This window comes from Kitasatospora sp. NPDC101235, from assembly GCF_044767505.1.
GTDB lineage: Bacteria > Actinomycetota > Actinomycetes > Streptomycetales > Streptomycetaceae > Kitasatospora.
In genome coordinates, this window is sequence record NZ_JBIWNZ010000025.1 from 13,522 (window position 1) to 36,587 (window position 23,066).

At 73.6% G+C, this 23,066-nt stretch carries 19 protein-coding genes; 13 read left to right on the forward strand and 6 right to left on the reverse strand.

Going from position 1 to position 23,066, the window contains the following annotated elements; translation table 11 throughout:
* Positions 1–70 precede the first annotated feature (70 nt).
* From ACIRRH_RS32165 to ACIRRH_RS32190, 6 genes are all read left to right on the forward strand, one after another.
* On the forward strand, positions 71–934 hold the full coding sequence (locus ACIRRH_RS32165) for a helix-turn-helix domain-containing protein (RefSeq protein ID WP_403074384.1): 864 nt from the start codon (positions 71–73) through the stop codon (positions 932–934).
* Between the two features lie 96 nt (positions 935–1,030).
* Complete coding sequence (rimO, locus tag ACIRRH_RS32170) at positions 1,031–2,536, forward strand: 30S ribosomal protein S12 methylthiotransferase RimO (protein WP_403074386.1); 1,506 nt, start codon at positions 1,031–1,033, stop codon at positions 2,534–2,536.
* The gene (pgsA, locus tag ACIRRH_RS32175) at positions 2,533–3,171 is read left to right on the forward strand and encodes a CDP-diacylglycerol--glycerol-3-phosphate 3-phosphatidyltransferase (RefSeq protein ID WP_403074388.1); all 639 of its coding nucleotides are present in this window, start codon (positions 2,533–2,535) and stop codon (positions 3,169–3,171) included. The genes rimO and pgsA overlap by 4 nt, the downstream gene beginning before the upstream one ends.
* A gap of 16 nt (positions 3,172–3,187) precedes the next feature.
* A complete protein-coding gene (locus ACIRRH_RS32180) occupies positions 3,188–3,670 on the forward strand; it encodes a CinA family protein (protein WP_403074390.1) in 483 nt (160 codons plus the stop codon).
* Positions 3,671–3,987: 317 nt separating this feature from the next.
* A complete protein-coding gene (locus ACIRRH_RS32185) occupies positions 3,988–4,356 on the forward strand; it encodes a helix-turn-helix domain-containing protein (protein ID WP_030290911.1) in 369 nt (122 codons plus the stop codon).
* A 55-nt stretch (positions 4,357–4,411) separates the two neighbouring features.
* Positions 4,412–4,699: a hypothetical protein gene (locus tag ACIRRH_RS32190; RefSeq protein ID WP_403074392.1), complete on the forward strand. Its 288-nt coding sequence runs from the start codon at positions 4,412–4,414 to the stop codon at positions 4,697–4,699.
* Positions 4,700–4,802: 103 nt separating this feature from the next.
* On the opposite strand, the gene ACIRRH_RS32195 is transcribed toward ACIRRH_RS32190, so the two are convergent.
* A complete protein-coding gene (locus ACIRRH_RS32195; RefSeq protein WP_403074394.1) occupies positions 4,803–9,536 on the reverse strand; it encodes an ATP-dependent helicase in 4,734 nt (1,577 codons plus the stop codon).
* 204 nt (positions 9,537–9,740) lie between these two features.
* Between ACIRRH_RS32195 and ACIRRH_RS32200 the strand changes: the two genes are divergently transcribed.
* From ACIRRH_RS32200 to rny, 6 genes are all read left to right on the forward strand, one after another.
* Entirely contained in the window at positions 9,741–11,273 is a 1,533-nt protein-coding gene (locus ACIRRH_RS32200) for a S8 family serine peptidase (protein WP_403074396.1), read from the forward strand.
* A gap of 61 nt (positions 11,274–11,334) precedes the next feature.
* On the forward strand, positions 11,335–11,529 hold the full coding sequence (locus ACIRRH_RS32205) for a DUF3046 domain-containing protein (RefSeq protein ID WP_363393158.1): 195 nt from the start codon (positions 11,335–11,337) through the stop codon (positions 11,527–11,529).
* Between the two features lie 37 nt (positions 11,530–11,566).
* Positions 11,567–12,799, forward strand: a complete 1,233-nt coding sequence (locus ACIRRH_RS32210) for an AI-2E family transporter (RefSeq protein WP_403074398.1) — start codon at positions 11,567–11,569, stop codon at positions 12,797–12,799.
* Positions 12,800–12,994: 195 nt separating this feature from the next.
* Positions 12,995–14,107: a recombinase RecA gene (gene recA / locus ACIRRH_RS32215; RefSeq protein ID WP_224284746.1), complete on the forward strand. Its 1,113-nt coding sequence runs from the start codon at positions 12,995–12,997 to the stop codon at positions 14,105–14,107.
* Between the two features lie 4 nt (positions 14,108–14,111).
* The gene (gene recX / locus ACIRRH_RS32220; protein WP_403074400.1) at positions 14,112–15,110 is read left to right on the forward strand and encodes a recombination regulator RecX; all 999 of its coding nucleotides are present in this window, start codon (positions 14,112–14,114) and stop codon (positions 15,108–15,110) included.
* A 133-nt stretch (positions 15,111–15,243) separates the two neighbouring features.
* Positions 15,244–16,713, forward strand: coding sequence for a ribonuclease Y (gene rny, locus ACIRRH_RS32225; protein WP_403074402.1), 1,470 nt, complete (start codon positions 15,244–15,246; stop codon positions 16,711–16,713).
* Positions 16,714–16,719: 6 nt separating this feature from the next.
* Here the strand turns inward: rny and ACIRRH_RS32230 are convergent, their stop codons facing one another.
* The 5 genes from ACIRRH_RS32230 to ACIRRH_RS32250 form a co-directional block, all read right to left on the reverse strand.
* Positions 16,720–18,447: an FAD-dependent monooxygenase gene (locus ACIRRH_RS32230; RefSeq protein WP_403074404.1), complete on the reverse strand. Its 1,728-nt coding sequence runs from the start codon at positions 18,445–18,447 to the stop codon at positions 16,720–16,722.
* A gap of 122 nt (positions 18,448–18,569) precedes the next feature.
* On the reverse strand, positions 18,570–19,418 hold the full coding sequence (locus ACIRRH_RS32235; protein WP_403074406.1) for an amino acid ABC transporter permease: 849 nt from the start codon (positions 19,416–19,418) through the stop codon (positions 18,570–18,572).
* Positions 19,415–20,065, reverse strand: coding sequence for an amino acid ABC transporter permease (locus ACIRRH_RS32240; protein ID WP_403074408.1), 651 nt, complete (start codon positions 20,063–20,065; stop codon positions 19,415–19,417). The genes ACIRRH_RS32235 and ACIRRH_RS32240 overlap by 4 nt, the downstream gene beginning before the upstream one ends.
* 52 nt (positions 20,066–20,117) lie before the next feature.
* Positions 20,118–21,023, reverse strand: coding sequence for a glutamate ABC transporter substrate-binding protein (locus tag ACIRRH_RS32245; protein ID WP_403074409.1), 906 nt, complete (start codon positions 21,021–21,023; stop codon positions 20,118–20,120).
* A gap of 115 nt (positions 21,024–21,138) precedes the next feature.
* Positions 21,139–21,912 (reverse strand): amino acid ABC transporter ATP-binding protein, encoded by a 774-nt coding sequence (locus ACIRRH_RS32250; protein WP_403074411.1) that lies wholly within the window; start codon positions 21,910–21,912, stop codon positions 21,139–21,141.
* Positions 21,913–22,304: 392 nt separating this feature from the next.
* Here ACIRRH_RS32250 and ACIRRH_RS32255 point away from each other — a divergent pair, with 392 nt between their 5' ends.
* The gene (locus ACIRRH_RS32255; protein WP_403074413.1) at positions 22,305–23,063 is read left to right on the forward strand and encodes a response regulator transcription factor; all 759 of its coding nucleotides are present in this window, start codon (positions 22,305–22,307) and stop codon (positions 23,061–23,063) included.
* Positions 23,064–23,066 lie beyond the last annotated feature (3 nt).

Sequence of the window (23,066 nt, forward strand, 5' to 3'; positions counted from 1 at the left end):
TGAGAAACGATCCGCTCACGCCCCTAGACTGTTCTCCAGCAGGTGGCCATCCGCTCGAAAGGCGCGCCCAGTGACCATCGGCAAGTCCTCCGACCGCGAGAACGCCAGCTCGTCCGTCGAGCCGACCGACGACATGGTGCAGGCGGCCGGTGCCCCGAGCATCGGCCGGGTGTTGTCCACCGCCCGGATCGACGCGGGACTCACGGTGGACCAGGTGAGCACCGCCACCCGGGTGCGGGTGCCGATCGTCCATGCCATCGAGCAAGACGATTTCGCCCGCTGCGGCGGCGACTTCTACGCCCGGGGGCACATCCGCCTGATCGCCCGGGTGGTCGGCCTGGACGGCGAGGCGCTGGTCGCCCGGTACGACGCCGCGCACGGCGGCTCGCCCGCCGGCAAGCGCCCGGCGACCCAGCTGATCGACAGCGGCCTGATCAAGGTGCCCCGCCGCGGCCGGCCGAACTGGGCGGCCGCCATGGTCGCCGCGATCGTCGCCGTGGTCGTGCTGATCGGCTTCAACCTGGTCGGCGGCAAGGGCTGGCACGGCACCACCGGCTCGGCCAGCTCGCCGCTGCCCAGCGGCGCCGGGACCGGCTCGGTGGCCCCGGTGGAAACGCCCACCGTCCAGCCGCCGGCGCCCGCGCCGAGCGCCGCCGCGATCGCCGCCGTCCCAGCCGACAAGGTCACCGTGAAGCTGGTCGCCGAGGGCACCAGCTGGGTCTCGGCGACGGACGGCACCGGCAAGTCGCTGTTCCAGAACAACATCAGCAACGGCCAGGACCAGACCTTCACCGACCCCAGGCAGATCAAGCTGGTGCTGGGCAACGGCGGGGCCGTGCACGCGTACGTCAACGGAAAGGACCTCGGTCTCCTCGGCAAGGACGGCCAGGTGGTGCACGTCACGTACACCCCCGGAGACCCGCAGGCGGGCTGACCACAGGGGCCGGAGGGCCCGCTGATGATCAGCTGATCCGAGGCTCGCGACCTCCGGGGCGAACGGCACCGGAGGTCGCGCGTTAATCTTGGCCCTATGCCTGAACGCCGCACTGTCGCCCTTGTCACGCTCGGATGCGCCCGCAACGAGGTGGACTCCGAGGAACTCGCCGGGCGACTGGAAGCCGACGGCTGGTTGCTCGTCGACGACGCCGCCGAGGCGGACGTCGCCGTGGTCAACACCTGCGGCTTCGTCGAGGCCGCCAAGAAGGACTCGGTGGACGCCCTGCTGGAGGCCAACGACCTCAAGGGGCACGGCCGCACCCAGGCCGTCGTCGCGGTCGGCTGCATGGCCGAGCGGTACGGCAAGGAGCTCGCCGACGCCCTCCCCGAGGCGGACGGCGTGCTCGGCTTCGACGACTACGCGGACATCTCCGACCGCCTCCAGACCATCCTCTCCGGCGGCCACCACGCCCCGCACATCCCGCGCGACCGCCGCAAGCTGCTGCCGATCAGCCCGGCCGAGCGGCAGACCGCCGCCGAGGCCGTCGCCCTGCCCGGCCACGGCGCCGAGGCCGCCGCCGAGCCGATCGCCGACCTGCCCGACGGCCTCGCCCCGGCCTCCGGCCCGCGCACCCTGCGCAAGCGGCTGGACGACAGCCCGGTCGCCTCGGTCAAGCTCGCCTCCGGCTGCGACCGGCGCTGCTCCTTCTGCGCCATCCCGGCCTTCCGCGGCTCCTTCATCTCCCGCCGCCCCTCCGACGTGCTGCACGAGGCCCAGTGGCTGGCCGGGCAGGGCGTGCGCGAGATCGTCCTGGTGAGCGAGAACAACACCTCGTACGGCAAGGACCTCGGCGACATCCGGCTGCTGGAGACGCTGCTCGGCGAGATCGCCGCGATCGAGGGCGTCGAGCGGGTCCGGGTCTCCTACCTCCAGCCGGCCGAGATGCGCCCCGGCCTGATCGACTCGATGACCGGGACCGCCGACGTGGTGCCGTACTTCGACCTGTCCTTCCAGCACTCGGCGCCCGCCGTGCTGCGCCGGATGCGCCGCTTCGGCTCCACCGACCAGTTCCTGGAACTGCTGGGGACCATCCGCGGCAAGGCCCCGCAGGCCGGCGCCCGGTCCAACTTCATCGTCGGCTTCCCCGGTGAGACCGAGGAGGACTTCGCCGAGCTGGAGCGGTTCGTCACGCACGCCGGGCTGGACGCGATCGGCGTCTTCGGCTACTCGGACGAGGACGGCACCGAGGCCGCCACCTACGACGGCAAGCTCGCCGAGGACGTGGTCGCCGACCGGCTGGACCGGCTGAGCCGGCTGGCCGAGGAGATGACCGCCCAGCGGGCCGAGCAGCGGATCGGCACCGAGGTCGAGGTGCTGATCGAGTCGATCGAGGACGGCGTGGTCGAGGGCCGCTCCGCCCACCAGGCCCCGGAGACCGACGGCCTGACCACCCTCAACGGTGTCGAGGCCCCCGAGGTCGGCCAGTTCTGGCGGGCCAAGGTGGTCGCCAGTGAGGGCGTCGACCTGATCGCCGAGGCGCTGGAGCAGGTGCGACTGCCCAAGTCTTCGGGGGCCAAGTCCTCGGGAGCCGGGGAATGACCAAGGGGCCCGGCGCCCCGGCCGCGGCCCACCCGGGCAGACCGGTGGCCGCGGCGCCGTCCACCCCGGGGGTCTGGAACATCGCCAACGTGCTCACGATGGTCCGGGTGCTGCTGGTGCCGGTCTTCGTGGCGCTGCTGTTCGCCGACGGCGGGCACAACCCCAAGTGGCGCTCGGTCGCCTGGGCCGCGTTCGCGATCGCGATGATCACCGACCTGTTCGACGGTGAGCTGGCCCGGCGCAAGGGCCTGGTCACCGACTTCGGGAAGATCGCCGACCCGATCGCCGACAAGGCGATCATGGGCTCGGCACTGATCGGCCTCTCGCTGCTCGGCGACCTGCCCTGGTGGGTCACCGTGGTGATCCTGGCCCGCGAGCTCGGCATCACGCTGATGCGGTTCTGGGTGATCCGCTACGGGGTCATCCCGGCCAGCCGCGGCGGCAAGCTCAAGACGCTGACCCAGGGCACCGCGGTCGGCATGTACGTACTGGACCTGACCGGCTGGCTGGCCACCGGGCGGGCCGTGCTGATGGGGCTGGCGGTGCTGCTGACCGTCGGCACCGCGCTGGACTACATCGGACAGGCGCTGCGACTGCGCCGCGAGGGACAGGCCGCGGCGCGCGCGGGCCACTGAGCGACGGGGGAACCGGGTGGCGGAGCGGGACTACGAGCTGGCCGAGCGGGCGCACGCCGCGCTGCGGGCCGAGGGCGGCACGCTGGCCGTCGCCGAGTCGCTGACCGGGGGCCTGCTGGCCGCCGCGCTGGTGGACGTCCCCGGGGCGTCCGCGACCTTCCGGGGCTCGGTCACCGCCTACGCGACCGAGCTGAAGGCCTCGGTGCTCGGGGTGGACGAGGGCCTGCTGGACGTGTACGGGCCGGTCCACCCGGTGGTGGTCCGGCAGATGGCCGAGGGCGTGCGCGGGCTGCTGGGGGCCACGTACGGGCTCGCGACGACCGGGGTGGCCGGGCCGGACCCGCAGGACGGGCAGCCGGTGGGCACGGTACACCTGGCGGTCGCCGGCCCAGGGGGAACTCTGGTCAGTTCGCCCCTGCTGTCGGGCAGTCGTGCCACAATCCGTCACGGGGCGGTGACCGCGGCGCTGGAGCTGCTCGTCGGTCGGTTCGTACGGTAAGGGCCCGCGGGGAGGTATCTCCACCGAACCGAGATCTGCCGATCCGGTGCGCGGGTATGGGACAGCTGGAGGATCGTGTTACATCCAACACCCTGGTTGGGCAGAAACCAGGTGGCGAACGAGTTGCGTGACGGTGGCCGGGTGGGCCGCGACGGGTACCACGAAGGGCCCGCGAACCCGGGTCTGACACCGGAACAAGGAGGGGGACGGCCTTGCAGCCCAGAGTGAACACGACCAGGGTCCCCGCACGCGAAGCGGGCAAGGCGGTACGGTGGGGACGTGACATCTCGATCCGCAGTCCGAGGAGGGAGGCACCGATGATCCTGCTCCGTCGCCTACTGGGCGATGTACTGCGTCGGCAGCGCCAGCGCCAGGGCCGCACACTCCGCGAGGTGTCGGCGGCCGCCAGGGTTTCGCTCGGATACCTCTCCGAGGTCGAGCGGGGACAGAAGGAGGCCTCCTCGGAGCTGCTCTCCGCCATCTGCGACGCACTCGACGTCCGGATGTCCGAGGTCATGCGCGAGGTCAGCGACGAACTGTCGCTCGCCGAACTTGCGGCGATGGCCACCCTCTCCGAAGGTGATCTGCTGAGGCCGGTACTCGAACCGGTTCCGCTGCCCGCCCCCGGCGCCGACCGGGCGAACATGTCGCCCAAGGCCGCCGCGATGGACGTGGTCGCCGCCTGATCCCGGCCTCGACTCCCGGGCGCCCCTGCCCGGGGCGAGCGAAGGGAGGGCGGTCGTGCGAACAGACGCGCAGACGCGCCCGATGGTCCGAATACGGGCCCGGGCGCGGCCGTTCCTCCGGGTGCGGTGGGCGCTGGCGGTCTCCGCGGCCGGGCTCGCCTGGTGGCTCCTGGTGGTGCGGGGCCAGTCGGCCGACGGTGCGGCGCTGGGGCTGCTCGCGGCTGGCGGCTGGGGACTCGGTCTCATTCCGGTCCACGCCGACTGGAACGCGACCGGACCGGCCCGGCGCCCGCGCCCGGAGCCGGTGGGACCGGCGGAGGCGCAGCCGCCGCCGATCGGGTGATTCGACGTGGCCGGAGGCCGCGGGGTTCTCGACCCCGCGGCCTCCGGCGTTTTCCCGCCGCCGCTGTCCGCCGGTTCCCGCGTCCGGTTCGGCGGCGCACGGTTCACGGGCGCAGGCGCAGGCCGCGCGGGGTGGCGTGGAAACCGGCCTCCTCCAGGGCGCGGCCGAGGGCCGAGCCGAGGGCGGGCTCGCCGTTGGCCCGTTCGACCGTGACGCTGCCGAGCGCGCCCTCCCGGACGGCGGCCGCGAGCGCTCCGGCCGCCAGCACCCGGGTGGCCTCGTCCTCCGGCCAGGCCAGCAGGGACTTGCCGCCGCGTTCGACGTACAGCGCCAGCTCGCCGTCCACCAGGACCACCAGGGCGCCCGCCTTGCGGCCCGGGCGGTGGGCGGTGGACTCCTTGCCGCCGGGGGCGGTGGGCGGTTCGGGCCAGGGCAGGGCCGCGCCGTAGGCGTTGGCCGGATCCGCGGCGGCCAGCACCAGCGTCTGCGGCGGCTCGCCGGACGGGGCGGCCGGCCACTCGGCGGCCCGGGCCCGCTCCAGCCGGCCGTTCACCGAGCGCAGCCGGTCGGCCGCGCCCTCCATGGCGAACTGGGCGCCGCCCAGGCCCTCGACGAAGTAGCCACGGCGGGCCCGGCCGCGCTCCTCCATCGCGGCGAGCACCCGGTAGACCCCGGCGAAGCCGCCGGGAACCCGCTCGGCCACCACCGTGCCCCGGGTGAGCAGGCCGTGCCGGTCCAGCAGGCTCTGCGCCTGGGCGGTGGCCCGGACCGTCGGGTCGGCGGCGAAGGCGGGCAGCAGCGACCAGCGTCCGGCCACCGTCGGCGGGCCGCTGCGCAGGGCGCCGCCGACCCGGCCGAAGGCGCGGCCGGCACCGCCGTAGCGGCCGCGCGGGGTGGACCGGGGAGCGCGGTGGGCGGTGGCGCCCGCCGTCCGGCCGGAGCCGAGCAGGGCGCGCAGCGGGGCGAGGGTGTCGTTGGTGACGTAACCGGCCCAGACCAGGTCCCAGAGCGCCTCGACGATCTCGGGCTCGGTGGTCTCCACCGGGAGCTGCTGGACGAGTTGGCGGAAGAACAGGCCGTAGCCGCCGGCCAGTGCGGACATCAGGGCGCTGTGCACCGGGGTGAGCGCGGGCGGGACGGGCTCGGGGCGCAGCAGGTGGGCGTTCTCGGCGAGGTGCAGGCTGAGCCAGCCGTCCTTGCCGGGCAGGGCGCCGGCCCCGCACCAGCCGACCTCGCCGGCCGCCATCAGCTCGTCCAGCAGGCCGGGGGAGTAGTCGGCGAGCCGGACCGGGAGGACCAGCTTCTCCAGTGCGGAGGCAGGCAGGGCGGTGCCCTGGAGCTGCTCGATCACCCGCAGCAGGCCGTCCGGGCCGCGCAGCCGGTGGCCGGCCAGGTGCTGCCACTGCGGCAGGAAGGCGGCCAGGGCGCGCGGCGGGACCGGCTCGACCTCCTGGCGCAGGGCGGCCAGCGAGCGGCGGCGAAGCCGGCGCAGCACCTCGGCGTCGCACCACTCGGGGGCGGTGTGCTGCTCGGCGGGCCGGTACTGACCCTGGACCAGGCGGCCGGCGGCGGTCAGGCGGTGCAGGGTGCCGGTGACCACGGCGGTGCCCAGGCCGTAGCGGTCGGCGGCCTCGGCGGCGGTGAACGGGCCGTGGGTGCGGGCGTGGCGGGCGATCAGATCGCCCAGCGGGTCCTTGACCGGCTCGGTGAAGGCCTCCGGGACGCCGACCGGCAGGGGCGTGCCCAGCGCGTCACGCAGCCGTCCGGCGTCCTCGATCGCGGCCCACCGCTGCTCGCCCGCGATCCGGACCTGGATCACCCGGCGGGCCGCCTCCAGCTCCAGGGCCCAGAGCGGCTCGGCGCCGCGGAGGGTCAACTCGGCCTCGGTGAGCGGGCCGAGCAGGCGCAGGGCGTCGGCGACGCCCTCGGCGTCCTTGATCCGGCGCTCGGGGGTGAGGCGCTGGAGCTCGGCCTCCAGCTCGGTGAGCACCTGGGGGTCGAGCAGTTCGCTCAGCTCGGCCTGGCCGAGGAGTTCGGACAGCAGCCGGGAGTCGAGCGAGAGGGCGGCGGCGCGGCGCTCGGCGAGCGGGGAGTCGCCCTCGTAGAGGAACTGGGCGACGTAGCCGAACAGCAGTGAGCGGGCGAACGGTGAGGGTTCGGGGGTGGTGACCTCGACCAGACGGACGGCGCGGGACTCCAGATCGCCCATCAGCTCGACCAGGCCGGGGACGTCGAAGACGTCCTGCAGGCACTCCCGGACGGCCTCCAGGACGATCGGGAACGAGCCGTACTCGGAGGCGACTTCGAGGAGTTGGGCGGCACGCTGGCGCTGCTGCCAGAGCGGGGTGCGGCGGCCGGGGTTGCGGCGGGGGAGCAGCAGGGCGCGGCCGGCGCACTCGCGGAAGCGGGAGGCGAACAGGGCGGAGCCGCCGACCTGGTCGGTGACCAGCTGTTCGATCTCGCCGGGGTCGAACAGGGCGGCGTCGGCGCCGACGGGGGCCTCGTCCGGGCTCGACTGCTTCGACGGGCTGCCGAGATCGAAGTCGAGGCCGAGCAGGTCGGCGTCGGGCAGGCGGAGCACGATGCCGTCGTCGGCGTGCATGACCTGTGGGTCCAGACCGTGCTTCTCGCGCAGCCGGGCGCCGAGGGCGAGCGCCCAGGGGGCGTGCACCTGGGCGCCGAACGGGGAGTGGATGACGATCCGCCAGTCGCCGAGCTCGTCCCGGAAGCGCTCGACCACGATGGTGCGGTCGTCCGGGAGGTGGCCGCAGGCGGCGCGCTGCTCGGCCAGGTAGTCCAGCAGGTTGGCGGCCGCCCAGTCGTCCAGGCCGGCCTGCTTGAGGCGATCGGTGGCGGCCTCGGGCCGCATGCCGCCCAGCTCGCGGGTGAACGCGCCGAGGGCGCGGCCGAGTTCGAGCGGGCGGCCGAGGGTGTCGCCCTTCCAGAACGGGAGCCGGCCGGGGACGCCGGGGGCGGGGGTGACCAGCACCTTGTCGTGGGTGATCTCCTCGATCCGCCAGGAGGTGGTGCCGAGGGTGAAGACGTCGCCGACGCGGGACTCGTAGACCATCTCCTCGTCGAGCTCTCCGACGCGGCCGCCACCCTTCTTGTTCGTTCCGGCGTCGGACGCGGTGGTGCCGGCGATGAAGACGCCGAACAGGCCGCGGTCGGGGATGGTGCCGCCGGAGGTGACGGCCAGTCGCTGGGCGCCGGGGCGGCCGGTCACCGTGCCGGCCACCCGGTCCCACACCAGGCGGGGGCGCAACTCGGCGAAGGCGTCCGAGGGGTAGCGGCCGGCCAGCATGTCGAGCACGGCGTCGAAGGCGGACTGCGGGAGGGTCGCGAAGGGCGCGGCGCGGCGGACCACGGCGAGCAGCTCGTCCACCGGCCAGGCGTCCAGGGCCGTCATCGCGACCAGCTGCTGGGCGAGCACGTCCAACGGGTTGCGCGGGATGCGCAGCGACTCGATCCGGCCGGCCCGCATCCGCTCGGTGACCACGGCGGACTGCACCAGGTCGCCCCGGTACTTGGGGAAGAAGACGCCGGTGGAGACGGCGCCGACCTGATGGCCGGCCCGGCCGACCCGCTGCAGGCCGGAGGCGACCGAGGGCGGGGACTCGACCTGGACGACCAGCTCGACGGCGCCCATGTCGATGCCCAGCTCCAGGCTGGAGGTGGCGACCACGGCGGGCAGCCGGCCGGCCTTCAACTCCTCCTCGACGAGCGCGCGTTGCTCCTTGGAGACGGAGCCGTGGTGGGCCCGGGCGATGACCGGTGGCGCGCCCTTGGCCGTGCCCGAGCCGCCCATCAGCTCGGCCGGGGCGTGCGCCTCGGGGACGGCGGTGCCGGTGGCGCGCTCGTGGGCGATCTCGTTCAGCCGGTTGCACAGCCGCTCGGCCAGCCGACGGGAGTTGGCGAAGACGATGGTCGAGCGGTGCGCCTCGACCAGGTCGACGATCCGCTCCTCGACGTGCGGCCAGATCGATGCGCCCCCAGCCTGGCGGCCGGGAGGTGCCCCCAGCCGCTGCGGGTCGCTGCCGGCGGCGCCGCCGGTGGCCGGGGCGGCGGGCAGGTCGTCGAGGTCGGGGACGGGGACGACCACCGAGAGGTCGAAGTCCTTGGCAGCGGCGGGCTGGACCACGGCGGCGCCGCGCTGCGGGCTGAGGAAGCGGGCCACCTCCTCGACCGGGCGGACCGTGGCGGACAGGCCGATCCGGCGGGCCGGGCGGTCCAGCAGTTCGTCCAGCCGCTCCAGGCTGAGGGCGAGGTGGGCACCGCGCTTGGTGCCGGCGACCGCGTGCACCTCGTCCAGGATCACCGTGTCCACGCCGCGCAGGGCCTCCCGGGAGGCGGAGGTGAGCAGCAGGAACAGCGACTCGGGGGTGGTGATCAGGATGTCCGGCGGGTGGGTCGCGAAGCGGCGGCGGTCGGCGGCCGGGGTGTCGCCGGAGCGGATGGCGACCTGGACCTCGGGCTCCGCCAGGCCGAGCCGGACGGCGGCCTGGCGCAGGCCGGCCAGCGGGGCGCGCAGGTTCCGTTCGACGTCCACCGCGAGGGCCTTGAGCGGTGAGACGTAGAGGACCCGGCAGCGGCGTTTGGGCTCGGCGGGGGAAGGGGTGCTGCTGAGCCGGTCGAGGGCGGAGAGAAAGGCGGCCAGCGTCTTGCCGGAGCCGGTGGGGGCGACCACCAGGACGTCCGTCTCCCGCTGGATGGCCTGCCAGGCCTCGGCCTGGGCGGCGGTGGGGGCGGAGAAGGCACCGGTGAACCAGGCCCGCGTGGCCGGGGCGAATCCGGCCAGGGGGTCGTCGGCGGGCGGGGTCGGGTGTGGGGGCGCCATGCCCCCATGGTGCCGGGTGGGACTGACAGGTGGGGCCGGGGCGGAGGCCTGGGTGGAAGCGCCGGGGGCGTGCGGGCGGAGGGGTGCAAGCTGAGGAGCAGAAATAACAATCCGCTCATATGGTGATGAATCGGAAGCTTGATCCACCCGAGACCCAGCTGATCCACCCCGTGACCCACCGGACCGACGAGCGGAGGCCGTGCGATGGCGCAGGCGCACCCGGGGGGCGGGCCCGCCCGCGCCGCCCGGCGCCGCCGGGTCCGCGGGCCCGCCCGGGCGCTGGTCGCGATGCTGCTCACGGCGCTCGTCGGGGGTGGCGCCGTCCCGTACGTGTCCGGGCCGGGGCGGGCCTACCTCAGCTACCTGGTGCTGGCCGAGGACGAGGACGCCGCCGGCGCGGCCCGGGCCGGGGCGGAGAGCCGGGCGGCGGGCGGGCAGGTGCTCCAGGAGTACCCGCAGATCGGGGCCGTGCTGGTGTACGCGACCGGCCCGTTCGCCGACCGGTTGCGGGCCCGGCCCGGGATCGCCGCCGTCGGGGCGACCAGGACCGCGCCGGTGGTCGCGCCGCCGCGGACGGTGGTGGGCGCGGGGTACTTCACGGCGGGCACGGCCGCGGGGGCTCGGACGGGCGGCGGGAGGGGTGGTGACCGGATGGACGGGGGGTCCGCGACGGTGCCCGATCCGGGGGAGGGGGGTGCCTGGAACCTGGCCATGCTCGCGGGCGCCGCCGCTCGGGTGGGAGATGCGTCGGTGGTGTCCGCCGGTGTCGTGCCGAGCGCCGAGGCGTTGCACAAGGTGCTGGTAGCGGTCCTGGACTCAGGCGTCGACGACACCCACCCGGACCTGCGCGCCGCCGTCGACCCGAAGGCCTCCGCCTCCTGCGCGGACGGCCGGCCCGACGCCCGCACAGGCGCCTGGCGGCCGGACCCCGGGGTGGGCGAGAGCGGCCACGGCACGCACGTCGCCGGGATCGTCGGCGCCACCCGGGACGGCCACGGCGTCACCGGGGTCGCGCCGGGCGTGCGGATCGCCGCCGTCCGGCTGCTCGGGCCGCTCGGGCAGTACTACGCGGAGAACATCGTCTGCGGCATGCTCTGGGCCGCCGACCACGGGGCCAAGGCGATCAACAACAGCTACTTCGCCGACCCGTGGAAGTACAACTGCCCCGAGGACCGGGACCAGGCCGCGCTGATCGCGGCCGTCGGGCGGGCCGCCGGGTACGCGCAGCGGAAGGGCGCGGTGGTGGTCGCCTCGGCGGGCAACGACGGGCAGGACCTCGGCGCCTCGCGGACCGACGAGCGGAGCCCCAACGACCGGGTCTCGGGGCCCGCCCTCGTCCGTCACCTGGGCACCGAGTGCGTGAGGCTGCCCGGCGAGCTGCCCGGAGTGGTCACCGTCACCGCGGTCAACCGGGACGGGCGCCCGGCCGGCTACTCCAACTACGGGCGCGGGCGGGTCTCGCTGGCCGCGCCGGGGGGCGAACCGGACGGTGGGCCGCAGGGGGCGATCGTCTCCGACTGGCCGGCAGGGCAGTACGCGGCGCTGGCGGGGACCTCGATGGCGGCTGCGCACGTGACCGGGGCGGTGGCGGTGGCGGCGGCGCTGCACCCGGAGTTGGGGTCGGACGGGCTGGCGGGGGTGTTGGCGGGGGCGGCGGCTTCGGGGTGTCCTTCGGGGCCCCACGGGTGTGGGGAGCGGCAGTACTTCGGGGCGGGGTTGGTGGTGGTGCCCCGTTGACCGGCGGGGCGGGGGTTCGGGGGTCGGGAGCTGGCGGGCCCGGTCCGGGATACTGGGGGGCATGAGGCTGACGGAGTTCTGGCGACGGATGCACGCGCACTTCGGGGAGGCGTACGCGGAGTCGTTCGCGACCGACCACGTGATGAGCGAGTTGGGCGGGCGGACGGTACGGCAGGCGCTGGAGGCGGGCTGGGAGGCCAAGGACGTCTGGCGCGTGGTCTGCGACACCCAGGGGGTCTCCGGCGTGCTGCGCTGAGTGCCGGCGCCCGGGTGGCATGGGACAGACTGTTCGGGTGACAAGTAGCGCAGAACAGAAGAATACGGACGGGGTGGAGCGGGGTGCCGACGGCGCTCCGGCGGGTGGGGGGCTGTGGGGCGGCGGGATGCCGCGCTGGCTGCCTCGGGCGATGGTGCTGTTCCTGGTGCTGGTGGGGCTGTTCCAGCTCGCCGACTGGGCGTTCCGGCAGCTGATCGACCTGTTCGTGATGCTGCTGGTGTCCTTCTTCCTCTCGCTGGCGCTGGAGCCCGCCGTGGACCGGATGGCGGCGCGGGGGGTGCGCCGGGGGGTGGGGACCTTCCTGGTGTTCGTGGCGGTCGGGGTCGCGGTGGTGGGCTTCCTCGCCGCGCTCGGCACGCTGCTGGTCGACCAGGTGGCGAAGATCGCCGGGGACCTGCCGCACCTGGTCGACAGTCTGATCGGGTGGGTCAACCGGACCTTCCATCAGGACGTCTCGCTGGGCGAGCTGCAGAATCGATTGCTCAAGGACTCCGGCACCATCGAGACCTACGTCCAGCAAGCCGCCGACAACGTCTGGGGCGTCTCCTCGACCCTGATCGGCGGGCTCTTCCAGGCCTTCACGGTCGGGCTGTTCACCTTCTACTTCACCGCCGAGGGCCCGCGGGTGCGCCGGACGGTCTGTTCGATGCTGCCGCCCGCCAAGCAGGGCGAGGTGCTGCGGGCCTGGGAGATCGCGCTCGCCAAGACCGGCGGCTACCTGTACTCCCGGGCGCTGCTCGCGGTGGTGTCGTCCGTCGGACACTGGGTGATGTTCGAACTGCTCGGCCTGCCGTACGCGGCGGCGCTGGCGGTCTGGGTGGGCGTCATGTCGCAGTTCGTGCCGACCCTCGGGACCTACCTGGCCGGGGCGCTGCCGGTGCTGGTGGCGCTGACGGTGGATCCGGTGGACGCGCTCTGGGTGCTGGGCTTCGTGGTGGTCTACCAGCAGATCGAGAACTACCTGCTGCAACCGCGGATCACCGCGCGGACCGTGGACGTGCACCCGGCGCTGGCCTTCGGCTCGGTGATCGCGGGGGCGGCGCTGCTCGGCGCGGTGGGCGCGGTGATCGCGATCCCGGCGGCGGCCACGCTCCAGGGCTTCGTGGGGACCTACGTGCGGCGGTACGAGGTGGCCACCGATCCGCGGATCGACCGGGGAGAGCAGCGGCGGGTCCGGCGGGAGCTGCGCCGGGAGGCGGCCCGGCGGCTGCGCAGGATGGTCGGCGGGGACGGGAGGCGCGGGGAGTGACGCGGGGCGCCGTCCCCGGGGTGTCCTCGGGGGCGGCGTGGCCCGGACGTGCGACGCTTGAATCGAACAGATGTTCTTTGTACTCTCCGGCGAGGAGTTTTCCACAGGCCGAGCCCGCTCGGGCCCGTTTGTCAGTGGGACGCGCTAGCGTCGAGGACGATGAAGCGCACAGCACAGAACCCGAGGGAAAAAGCCATGGCAGGTACGGACCGCGAGAAGGCCCTGGAGACCGCTCTCGCCCAGATCGAGCGGCAGTTCGGCAAGGGCTCGGTGATGCGCCTCGGCGAGAAGGCCAACGAGCCGGTCGAGGTGATCTCCACCGGGTCCACCGCCCTGGACGTCGCCCTCGGGGTCGGCGGCATCCCGCGCGGCCGGGTGATCGAGATCTACGGCCCCGAGTCCTCCGGTAAGACCACCCTGACCCTGCACCTGGCCGCCAACGCCCAGAAGGCCGGCGGCACGGTCGCGTTCGTCGACGCGGAGCACGCGCTCGACCCGGAGTACGCCAAGAAGCTCGGCGTGGACACCGATGCCCTGCTGGTCAGCCAGCCGGACACCGGTGAGCAGGCGCTGGAGATCACCGACATGCTGATCCGCTCCGGCGCGATCGACCTGGTGATCATCGACTCGGTCGCGGCGCTCGTCCCGCGCGCCGAGATCGAGGGCGAGATGGGCGACTCGCACGTCGGTCTCCAGGCCCGGCTGATGAGCCAGGCGCTGCGCAAGATCGCCGGTGCGCTGAACCAGTCGAACACCACCGCGATCTTCATCAACCAGCTGCGCGAGAAGATCGGCGTGATGTTCGGTTCGCCGGAGACCACGACCGGTGGCCGGGCGCTGAAGTTCTACGCCTCGGTCCGCCTCGACATCCGCCGGATCGAGACCCTGAAGGACGGCACCGAGGCGGTCGGCAACCGCACCCGCGTCAAGGTGGTCAAGAACAAGGTCGCCGCGCCGTTCAAGCAGGCCGAGTTCGACATCCTCTACGGCGTGGGCATCAGCCGCGAGGGCGGCCTGATCGACATGGGCGTGGAGCACGGCTTCATCCGCAAGTCGGGCGCTTGGTACACCTACGAGGGGGACCAGCTCGGCCAGGGCAAGGAGAACGCCCGCAACTTCCTGCGGGACAACCCGCAGCTCGCCGACGAGATCGAGCGGAAGATCAAGGGCAAGCTCGGCATCGGCCCGAAGCTGGAGGAGCCGGCCGAGGGCGGGGCGGAGGCCGCCGCCGACGGCGCCGCCAAGCCGATCACCGCGACCGCCACCAAGACGGCCGCGGCGAAGAAGACGGCGGCGGCCAAGGCCTGAGTCGTTGACGCAGTACGACACGGTGGGCGGCGGCCCGGAGGACGACGACCACGGGCCGCCGGACTGGTTCGCCGCGGTCGCGGAGGAGCCCGAGCCGGTGGCCGCGAAGCCCCGGGGACCGCGCTCCCGGCGCGGCCGTCAGTCCACCACGCAGTGGGCATCCGGCTCCGAGCCGGAGTTCGACCGGGCTCCGGCCCGGCCGGTGCGCGGCGCGGCGCCCGGGCCGGAGCCGGCGGAGGCCTCGGTCGAGGCGCTCGGCCTGGTCTCCGCCTCCGAGCTGCCCACCGGCCGTCGTCGGCGGCGCTCGGCCGTGGCGGCAGAGGAATTCGAAGCGGCCGGAAGCGCCTCGACGCCAGCGGCCGTGGAGAGCGGTCGGGGCGGGACCGAGGCGGCCGGTCACGGGGGTGTGGCCGCCTCGGCCTCCCGCCGTGGCGCGCGTCGGGGCCGTTCCGCCGCCGGGCCGTCCGGGGAGGAGGGCGTCGGCCGTACCTCCCGCAAGCAGGCCGAGGAGTCGGCCGATCCGCAGACCCGTGCCCGGGACGTCTGCCTGCGGCTGCTGACCGGCGCCGCCAAGACCCGCAAACAGCTCGCCGACGCCCTGCGCAAACGGGAGATCCCGGACGAGGTCGCCGACGAGGTGCTCACCCGGCTCGAAGAGGTCGGGCTGATCGACGACGCGGCCTTCGCCGCAGCCTGGGTGGAGTCCCGGCACGCCGTCCGGGGCCTGTCCCGGCGGGCGCTGGCCCAGGAACTGCGCACCAAGGGCGTCGCCGCCGACCTGGTCGAGCAGGCCGTCGCCCAGCTCGACCACGACGACGAGACGGACGCGGCCCGGGCGCTGGTCGAGCGCAAGCTGCGGTCCACCCGGGGGCTGGACACACAGGTGCGCACCCGGCGGCTGGTCGGGATGCTGGCGCGGCGCGGCTACTCCGAGGGGCTGGCGTTCCGGGTGGTACGCAGTGCGCTGGAGGAGGAGTCGAGTGAACCGTCAGGTCGGGAGTAGTGGCAGTTTTGTAGGCTTCTTGGAGTGAGCCAGGTCAACCCTTGACCGTTTCGTGACCCCCACCTAGCCTCGCCTTCAGTGCCCGGGGCGCCTCTGGACGGCGGCCCGCGCGGCGACGGGGGAGTGGGCGGCAATGGGGATCTCGGCGGGCACCGGTCCGAGCGGCTCACTGGTGTCGGTCACCGGATCGGCCGCACTCCTCCTGCTGGTGCTCGTGGTGGCCGCCGGGCTGATCATCAGGCGGCTCCAGGCGGCCCGGCGCAGCGCGCTGGCCGCGGCCGAGCAGGCCCGCCGGTGGGCCGAGGAGCAGACCGCCCGGCAGCGGGCCGAAACCGCCCGCCGTGAGGAGGACCTGGCCGGGGAGCTGCGCAGGCTGCGCCTTCGGGAGGACGAACTGGCGGAGCGCTCCGCCGAGTTGGAACGTTCCCGGAGTGAGGCCGAGACGCTGGTCACCCGCCGGGTGGCGGCGCTGGAGCGGGCGGCCGGGCTCTCCGCCGAGCAGGCCCGCGCCGAGATCCTGCGGGAGGCCGAGCAGTCGGCCCGGCGGGAGGCCGCGGTCACCGTCCGGGAGATCGAGCGCGAGGCCAAGGAGGAGGGCGGGCGCCGGGCCCGGGACATCATCGCCGGGGCGATCCAGCGGCTGGCGACGGAGCAGACCGCGGAGAGCGCCGTCACCGTCCTCCGGCTGCCGAACGAGGACATCAAGGGTCGGATCATCGGCCGCGAGGGCCGCAACATCCGCGCCTTCGAGGCGGTCACCGGCGTGAACCTGATCGTCGACGACACTCCCGAGTCGGTGCAGTTGTCCTGCTTCGACCCGGTCCGCCGGGAGACCGCCCGGCTCACCCTGGAGCAGCTGGTCGAGGACGGCCGGATCCACCCGAACCGGATCGAGCACCTGCACGAGCGCAGCCGCGAGGAGGTCGGGCAGCGCTGCGTCCGGGCCGGTGAGGACGCCCTGCTGGACGCCCGGGTCGGCGGGATGCACCCCGAACTCGTCCGTACCCTGGGCTCGTTGCGCTACCGGTCCTCGTACGGGCAGAACGTGCTCGGGCACCTGCTGGAGTCCGCGCACCTGGCCGGGATGATGGCCGCCGAGCTCGGGGTGGATCCGGAGCCGGTGCGGCGCGCGGCGCTGCTGCACGACATCGGCAAGGCGCTCAGCCACGAGTCCGAGGGCAGCCACGCGGCGGTCGGCGCGGAGCTCGCCCGGCGGTACGGGGAGTCCCCCGAGGTGGTGCACGCGATCGCCGCCCACCACAACGAGGTCGAGCCCCGCACCGTGACGGCCGCGCTGACCCAGGCCGCGGACGGCTGCTCGGGCGGCCGGCCGGGCGCGCGCAAGGAGTCGCTGGAGCTGTACGTCCGGCGGCTGGCGCGGCTGGAGGAGATCGCGCGCTCGCACGAGGGCGTGGCCGAGGTGTACGCGATGCAGGCCGGCCGCGAGGTCCGGGTGATGGTCCGTCCGGACGCGGTGGACGACCTCGGCGCGGAGCTGATCGCCCGCGAGGTGGCCCGCCAGGTCTCCACCGAGTTGACCTACCCGGGCCGGATCCGGGTGACGGTGGTCCGTGAGAGCCGGGCCACGGCCGTGGCCGGCTAAGGCGCCCTAGGAGACGCCCCGGCTCGGGGAGTCCACCTGCTGCGGCGCGGGCTGCTCGGCCGGGTCGGGCACCCGGGTGAGCGTGGCCGGGCCGCCGCGGGCGCGGTCGGCGAGGGCGAGCAGGTCCTCGGCGACGGCGCCCTGGGTGGCGCCGACCAGGTGGCCGTCCGGGCGGATCAGCAGGACGGTGTGCGGGCCGGCGCCCGGGTAGTCCTCGGTGACCAGGACCTCGGCGGGGACGGGCAGCGCGGCGGCGACCTCCGCGAGGCGGGGCATCAGGCCGGCGCCGAGCCAGTGCTCGGAGGACCAGACGGTGGTGCCGGGGGCGACCAGCAGCAGCAGGAAGGTGGCGCCGAGCCGGGCGTGCAGGTGGTCGGGGGTGCCGTCGTCGGCGAGCACCGGCAGGTCCGGGACGAGCACGCCGGGGGCGGTGGGGGGCAGCAGCTCGCTGAGCGAGGTGATGCCGCGCGCGCCGCGCTGCACCGGGACCCGGCCCGGGGCGCCGGAGGGCGCCGCCGGGTAGGCGGGCGCTCCGCCGAACCGGCCGGTGCCGAGCTGGCCGTCGGCGAGCAGCGGGGCGTGCTTGCGGAAGCCGCCGACCAGCAGCGAGCGCCGGGTCTGCTGCCAGCCGCGCAGTGGGCGCAGCAGCGGCATGGACTGGTCGACCGCGCGCAGCCGGGCGCCGACCGCCCCGCGCCGCTCGGCCTCGTAGCCGTCCAGCAGCGAGCCGCCGGGCTGCGGGCCGCCGGAGTGGAGGTGCCAGGCGAGGGCGAGCCGCCAGGCGAGGTTGTCGGCGTCGCGCAGCCCGTCCGAGAGGTTCTGCATGCCGAGCGCGCCGTGCAGGTGGGCGGCGTCGCCGGCGAGGAAGCAGCGGCCGACCCGGAAGCGGGCGGCGAGCCGCTGCTGGGCCGTGTGGTCGGCGGCGGCCAGCAGTTCGAATCGGGGCAGCTCGCCGCACCAGCCGGCGAGGGTGGAGGTGACCCGGGTGAGCAGGGTGTCGCCGGTGACGATGCCGGGCCAGGTGGCGTGCGGGTCGACCGTCTCGGTGACGGCGGGACGGCCGGGGGGCAGCCGCCAGTCGAGCCGCCAGACGCCGTCCGGCAGCGGACGGGCGGAGGCCTCGCGGTCGCCCCGCCACGGGGGCTCGCGGTGCAGCCGGGCGCCGTCGAAGGGCAGGTCGACCCGGACGGTGGCGATGGCGTTGCGGTCGACCGCCGGGCGGCCGGGGAAACGGATCTTCAGGAGCTTGCGGACGGCGGATCTGGCGCCGTCGCAGCCGACCAGGTGGCTGCCGCGCCACCAGGTGGTGGAGCCGTCCTGGGTGCCCACGGTACGGACGCTGACGCCGTCCCGGTCCTGTTCGAGCTCGACGACCCGGTTGAGCGGGACCAGCTTGATCAGCGGGGTGCCGGACAGGGCGTCGCGCAGCCCGCGCTGGAGGCGGTGCTGGGGCAGGTGGAAGGTGGGCGAGTCGGTGAGGTCGATCCGCAGCACCTCCTGGCGGCGGCGCCAGACGGCGAAGGAGTCCCACAGCGCGGAGTCCGAGACCGCCCGCGGGTACCCGATCCGGGTCAGGAAGGCGGCGGTGTCGGCGCCGAGGACGAGGCTGCGCGGGCCCTCGGGACAGAGCCCGGAGCCCTCGTCCAGGACGATGGTCGGCACCTCGTGCCGGGCCAGGGCGAGGGCCAGGGCCAGACCGACCGGTCCGGCCCCGACCACGATCACCGGGTCCATGAGGGAACCTCCGGGCACGAACCGGCCGATCGGCCGGCGTCAGTTACGGCTGCCGCATATGCCGCGTGGATGCTCCCGGGAGGTGTCACGAACAGCAATGCAACAGTTCACCTGCGTGTCCGTCAAGCAGCAGCTGAAGTGCGCCGGTTCGCGCCGCGACGGCCACGTGCTTCGATCCAGCGTGCGAGCGCGGTCAACAGCAGGCACATCGCGATGTAGACGGGACCGATCACGAGCACCACGGGGATGTAGGGGAAGCCCGCGGCGTTGATCGGCTGGCTGGCGATCGCCTTACCGACGAACAGCAGCTCGTGGTAGGTGATGATGAAGCCGAGCGAGGTGTCCTTGAGGGTGACGACCAGCTGGCCGATCATCGAGGGCAGCATCGAGCGGACGGCCTGCGGCACCAGGATGGACATCATCACCTGGGTCTTGCGCATGCCGAGCCCGTACGCCGCCTCGCCCTGGCCGCGCGGGACGGCGTTGACGCCGCTGCGGATGATCTCGGCCTGGACCGCCCCGTTGTAGAGGGTGAGGCCGAGCACCAGCGCCCACATCGGCTGCTGGGCGAAGAAGGCGTAGTAGAGCCCGACGATCAGGATCAGCAGCGGCATCGCCCGGAAGAACTGGGTGAAGGCCGTGCAGGCCCAGCGGACCGGCCGGTGGTCGGAGAGCTGACCGGCCGCCAGCAGGGCGCCCAGGGCGAGGGAGAACAGCGCGGCCAGCCCGAAGGCCTCCAGGGTGGACAGCAGGCCGTCCACGATCCGCTGCTGGACGTAGGTGTACTGGAAGGCGTCCCAGAGGTCGGGGTCGAACTGGCCGTTGTCGTTCAGTGCGCTGAAGACGTACCAGAGGAGACCGGCGATGCCGAGCACCGAGAGGACGCCGAACGCGCGGTACCGGGCGCGGGCCTTCCGGCCGGGGGTGTCGTAGAGGACACTCGCCGAAGCCTGACGGTTGAGAATGCTCATCGGGCCACCGCCAGTCGGGATTCCAGGAAGCGGAAGAACGAGGCGATCGTCGCACTGATCAGCAGGTAGGCGCAGGCCACCCAGAAGAAGATGGCGAAGATCGAGTAGCCACGCTCGGAGAAGGTCTGCTGGGCGCTGTACAACTCGGGGACGCTGAACGCGCCGGCGATCGCCGAGTTCCTGGGCAGGGCGATGAACACGCTGCTCATCGGGCCCAGGACGGTCCGGGCCGCCTGCGGCAGGACGACCAGGGTGAGGGTCTGGCCGAAGGTCATGCCGAGGCTGCGGGCGGCCTCCGCCTGGCCGAGCGGCACGGTGTTGATGCCGGAGCGGATCACCTCGCAGACGAACGAGGCGGTGTACCCGCCGAGCGCCAGCACCGCGAACACCAGGTGGCTGAAGTGCACGCCCAGCGGCGGCAGGCCGAAGGTGACGGCGAAGAACAGCAGGGTCAGCGGGGTGTTGCGGAAGAGCGTCACCCAGGCGGTGCCGAAGGCGCGCAGGACGGGCACCGGGGAGACCCGGAAGGCCGCCAGCAGGGTGCCCAGCAGCAGGGCGAGCAGAGCGCTGAGCGCGCTCACCTCGATCGTCTGTAGGAAGCCGTCGCGGAACAACGCGAAGTTGTCGTCCTCGAACAGGAACCCCATCCGGCGGCCCTCCTCTCAGTTCATGGTCGGGAATCGACGTACGGCGGGCGGATCAGTAGCGCTCGAGGGCCGGGACGTCCGGCGCCGGGGAGCCGGAGGCGCCCAGGGTCGCGTCGTAGGCCTTCTTCCAGTCGCCGTTGTCCTCGTGGGCCTTGAGGGCGTCGCTGATGGCGTCCCGCAGCGCCTTGTCGTCCTTGTTGAGGCCGACGCCGTAGTTCTCCTTGGTGAACGGCTTGCCGACCACCTTGAGCTTGGGGGAGTACTTGGAGGCGTAGCCCTTGAGGATCGCGTCGTCCGTGGTGACCGCGTCGACCTCGCCGGACAGCAGCTTCTCGACGCAGGCCGAGTAGGTGTCGAACTGCGTGACCTTCGGGTTGTACTGCTGGATGTTCTTGATCGAGGTCGAGCCGGTGGCGGTGCAGACGTTCTTGCCGCTGGTGCTCTCCGGGCCGGTGATCGAGGTGTTGTCGGCCTTCACCAGCAGGTCCTGGCCGGCGATGTAGTACGGGCCGGCGAAGGAGACGCTCTTCTTGCGCTCGTCGTTGATGCTGTAGGTGCCGACGTAGAGGTCGATCTGGCCCTTGGCGATGGCCGGCTCGCGCTGCGAGGAGACCAGGGTCTGCCACTTGATCTGCTGCGGGCTGAAGCCGAGGTCGGCGGCGATCATCTTGGCGATCTCGATGTCGAAGCCGCTGCGGTCGCCGCTGGCGACGTCCTCCCAGCCGAGGTTCGGCTGGTCGGCCTTGGCGCCGATGATCAGCTGGCCGCGCTTCCTGGCCTCGGCGAGGACCGCGGAGTCGACCTTGACGTCGGTCTTGACGGTGTAGCTCGGCAGCTTCGGGGCACCGGCGCCGCTGCTCGCGGCGGTGGCACCGGGGGTGCCGTCCTTGCCGCAGGCGGCGGTGGCGGTGAGCGCGACGGCACAGAGCGCGACGGCGAGGGTGCGGGACGTCCTCATGAGGGTTCTCCTGGGGCTGGGCCGCGGTGTCAACCGGGCTCTGGCGTCTGGAAGTCGTGCATGGGCAGGGCCGGCCGGCACCGTTGCCGGAGGCGGCCCCGCTGGTCTCGAAGCGTCAGTGGTGGAGGATCTTCGAGAGGAAGTCCCTGGCGCGGTCGGAGCGCGGCGCGGTGAAGAAGGCGTCCGGGGTGTTCTGCTCGACGATCTTCCCGTCGGCCATGAACAGCACCCGGTTGGCGGCGGAGCGGGCGAAGCCCATCTCGTGGGTGACCACGACCATCGTCATGCCGTCCGCGGCCAGCTGGCGCATGACCTCCAGCACCTCGTTGACCATCTCCGGGTCCAGCGCCGAGGTGGGCTCGTCGAAGAGCATCACCTTGGGCTTCATCGCCAGCGCCCGGGCGATCGCCACGCGCTGCTGCTGGCCGCCGGAGAGCTGGGCCGGGAACTTGTCCGCCTGCGCGCCGACGCCGACCCGCTCCAGCAGCCCCCGGGCGGTCTTCTCGGCCTCCGGGCGGGGCACCTTGCGCACCTTCACCTGGCCGATGACCACGTTCTCCAGCACGGTCTTGTGCGCGAAAAGGTTGAAGCTCTGGAACACCATGCCGACCTCGGCGCGCAGCCTGGCCAGCTCCTTGCCCTCCTCGGGCAGCGGCCGGCCGTCGATGGTGATCGTGCCGGAGTCGATCGTCTCCAGCCGGTTGATCGTCCGGCAGAGCGTCGACTTGCCCGAGCCGGACGGGCCGATCAGCACGACCACCTCGCCCTGGGCGATCCTGAGGTCGATGTCCTGCAGCACGTGCAGCGCGCCGTAGTGCTTGTTGACGTTGCCCAGCACGACCAGCGGGGCGGCTGCGGGGGTGGAGTCCTCGACCGGGCTCTCGGTCATCGCGCCTGCTCCCTCTGTCGTCGAATAGGGCCTGCCCGAGAAGTCTCAACTCCCTTGGGAGGCAGTGGTGGTACGAAATCCGGGGGCCGCGGCCGGCGGAGCCGCAGCCCCCGGTGGGCCGACCATAGGAGCCGTGACCGCGCGCCGTCAGCCGATCTGAGCGGAACTTGAGGATCACGAAACGGCCACACGGCGCCCACGCGCTGTTCGCGCGGGCGCCGACGGGGCATGTCACAGCGGGAATCCGCTCCGGTGCTCCCCGTCCCCCACGAGCCCGGTGCGCGGTCGAACCTGGCGCCGGGCCGTTCACTGGCCCATACTGCGCAGGACCGGGACCTGTCCGATCGGCCCGGTGATCACCGGTGATCACGTGGGGGAAGGAGGAGAACAGGATGCGACTTCTGCTCGTCGAGGACGACGAACGCGTGGCCGCCGCGCTGGTCGCGGTGCTGGGCCGGCACGGCTTCCAGGTCCGGCACGCCCGCAGCGGGCACGAGGCGCTGGACGCCCTGGTGCCGGACGGCAACGAGCCGTACCGCGTGGTGCTGCTCGACCTCGGGCTGCCCGACCGCGACGGCTTCGAGGTGTGCAGCCGGATCAGGGCCGGCAGCGGCGTTCCGGTGATCATGGTCACCGCCCGCGCCGACGTCCGCTCCCGGATCCACGGCCTCAACCTGGGTGCCGACGACTACGTCACCAAGCCGTACGACATGGGCGAACTGCTCGCCCGCATCCACGCCGTGGCCCGCCGCGGCGCCGCCCCCGCCGCGGTGTCGGTGCCCGCGCCCGACACCGTGCCGCAGCAGCGCGGCCCGCTGGAGTCCCGCGGCATCCGGATCGACCGGGAGCGCCGCCGGGTCAGCGTGGACGGCCGCGACGTGCCGCTCACCCGCAAGGAGTTCGACCTGCTCGCACTGCTCGCCCAGAGCCCGGGCGTGGTCTACCGGCGCGAGCAGATCTTCAGCGAGGTCTGGCGCAGTGGCTGGGAGGGCAACGGGCGCACCCTGGAGGTGCACATCGGCTCACTGCGCAACAAGCTGGCGCTGCCCGGCCTGGTCGAGGCCGTGCGCGGGGTCGGCTACCGGCTGATCCCCGACCGTCCGACACCTTCCGCGGCCGAACCGGCCCCGCCCGCCCCCGCGGAGCACTGACCG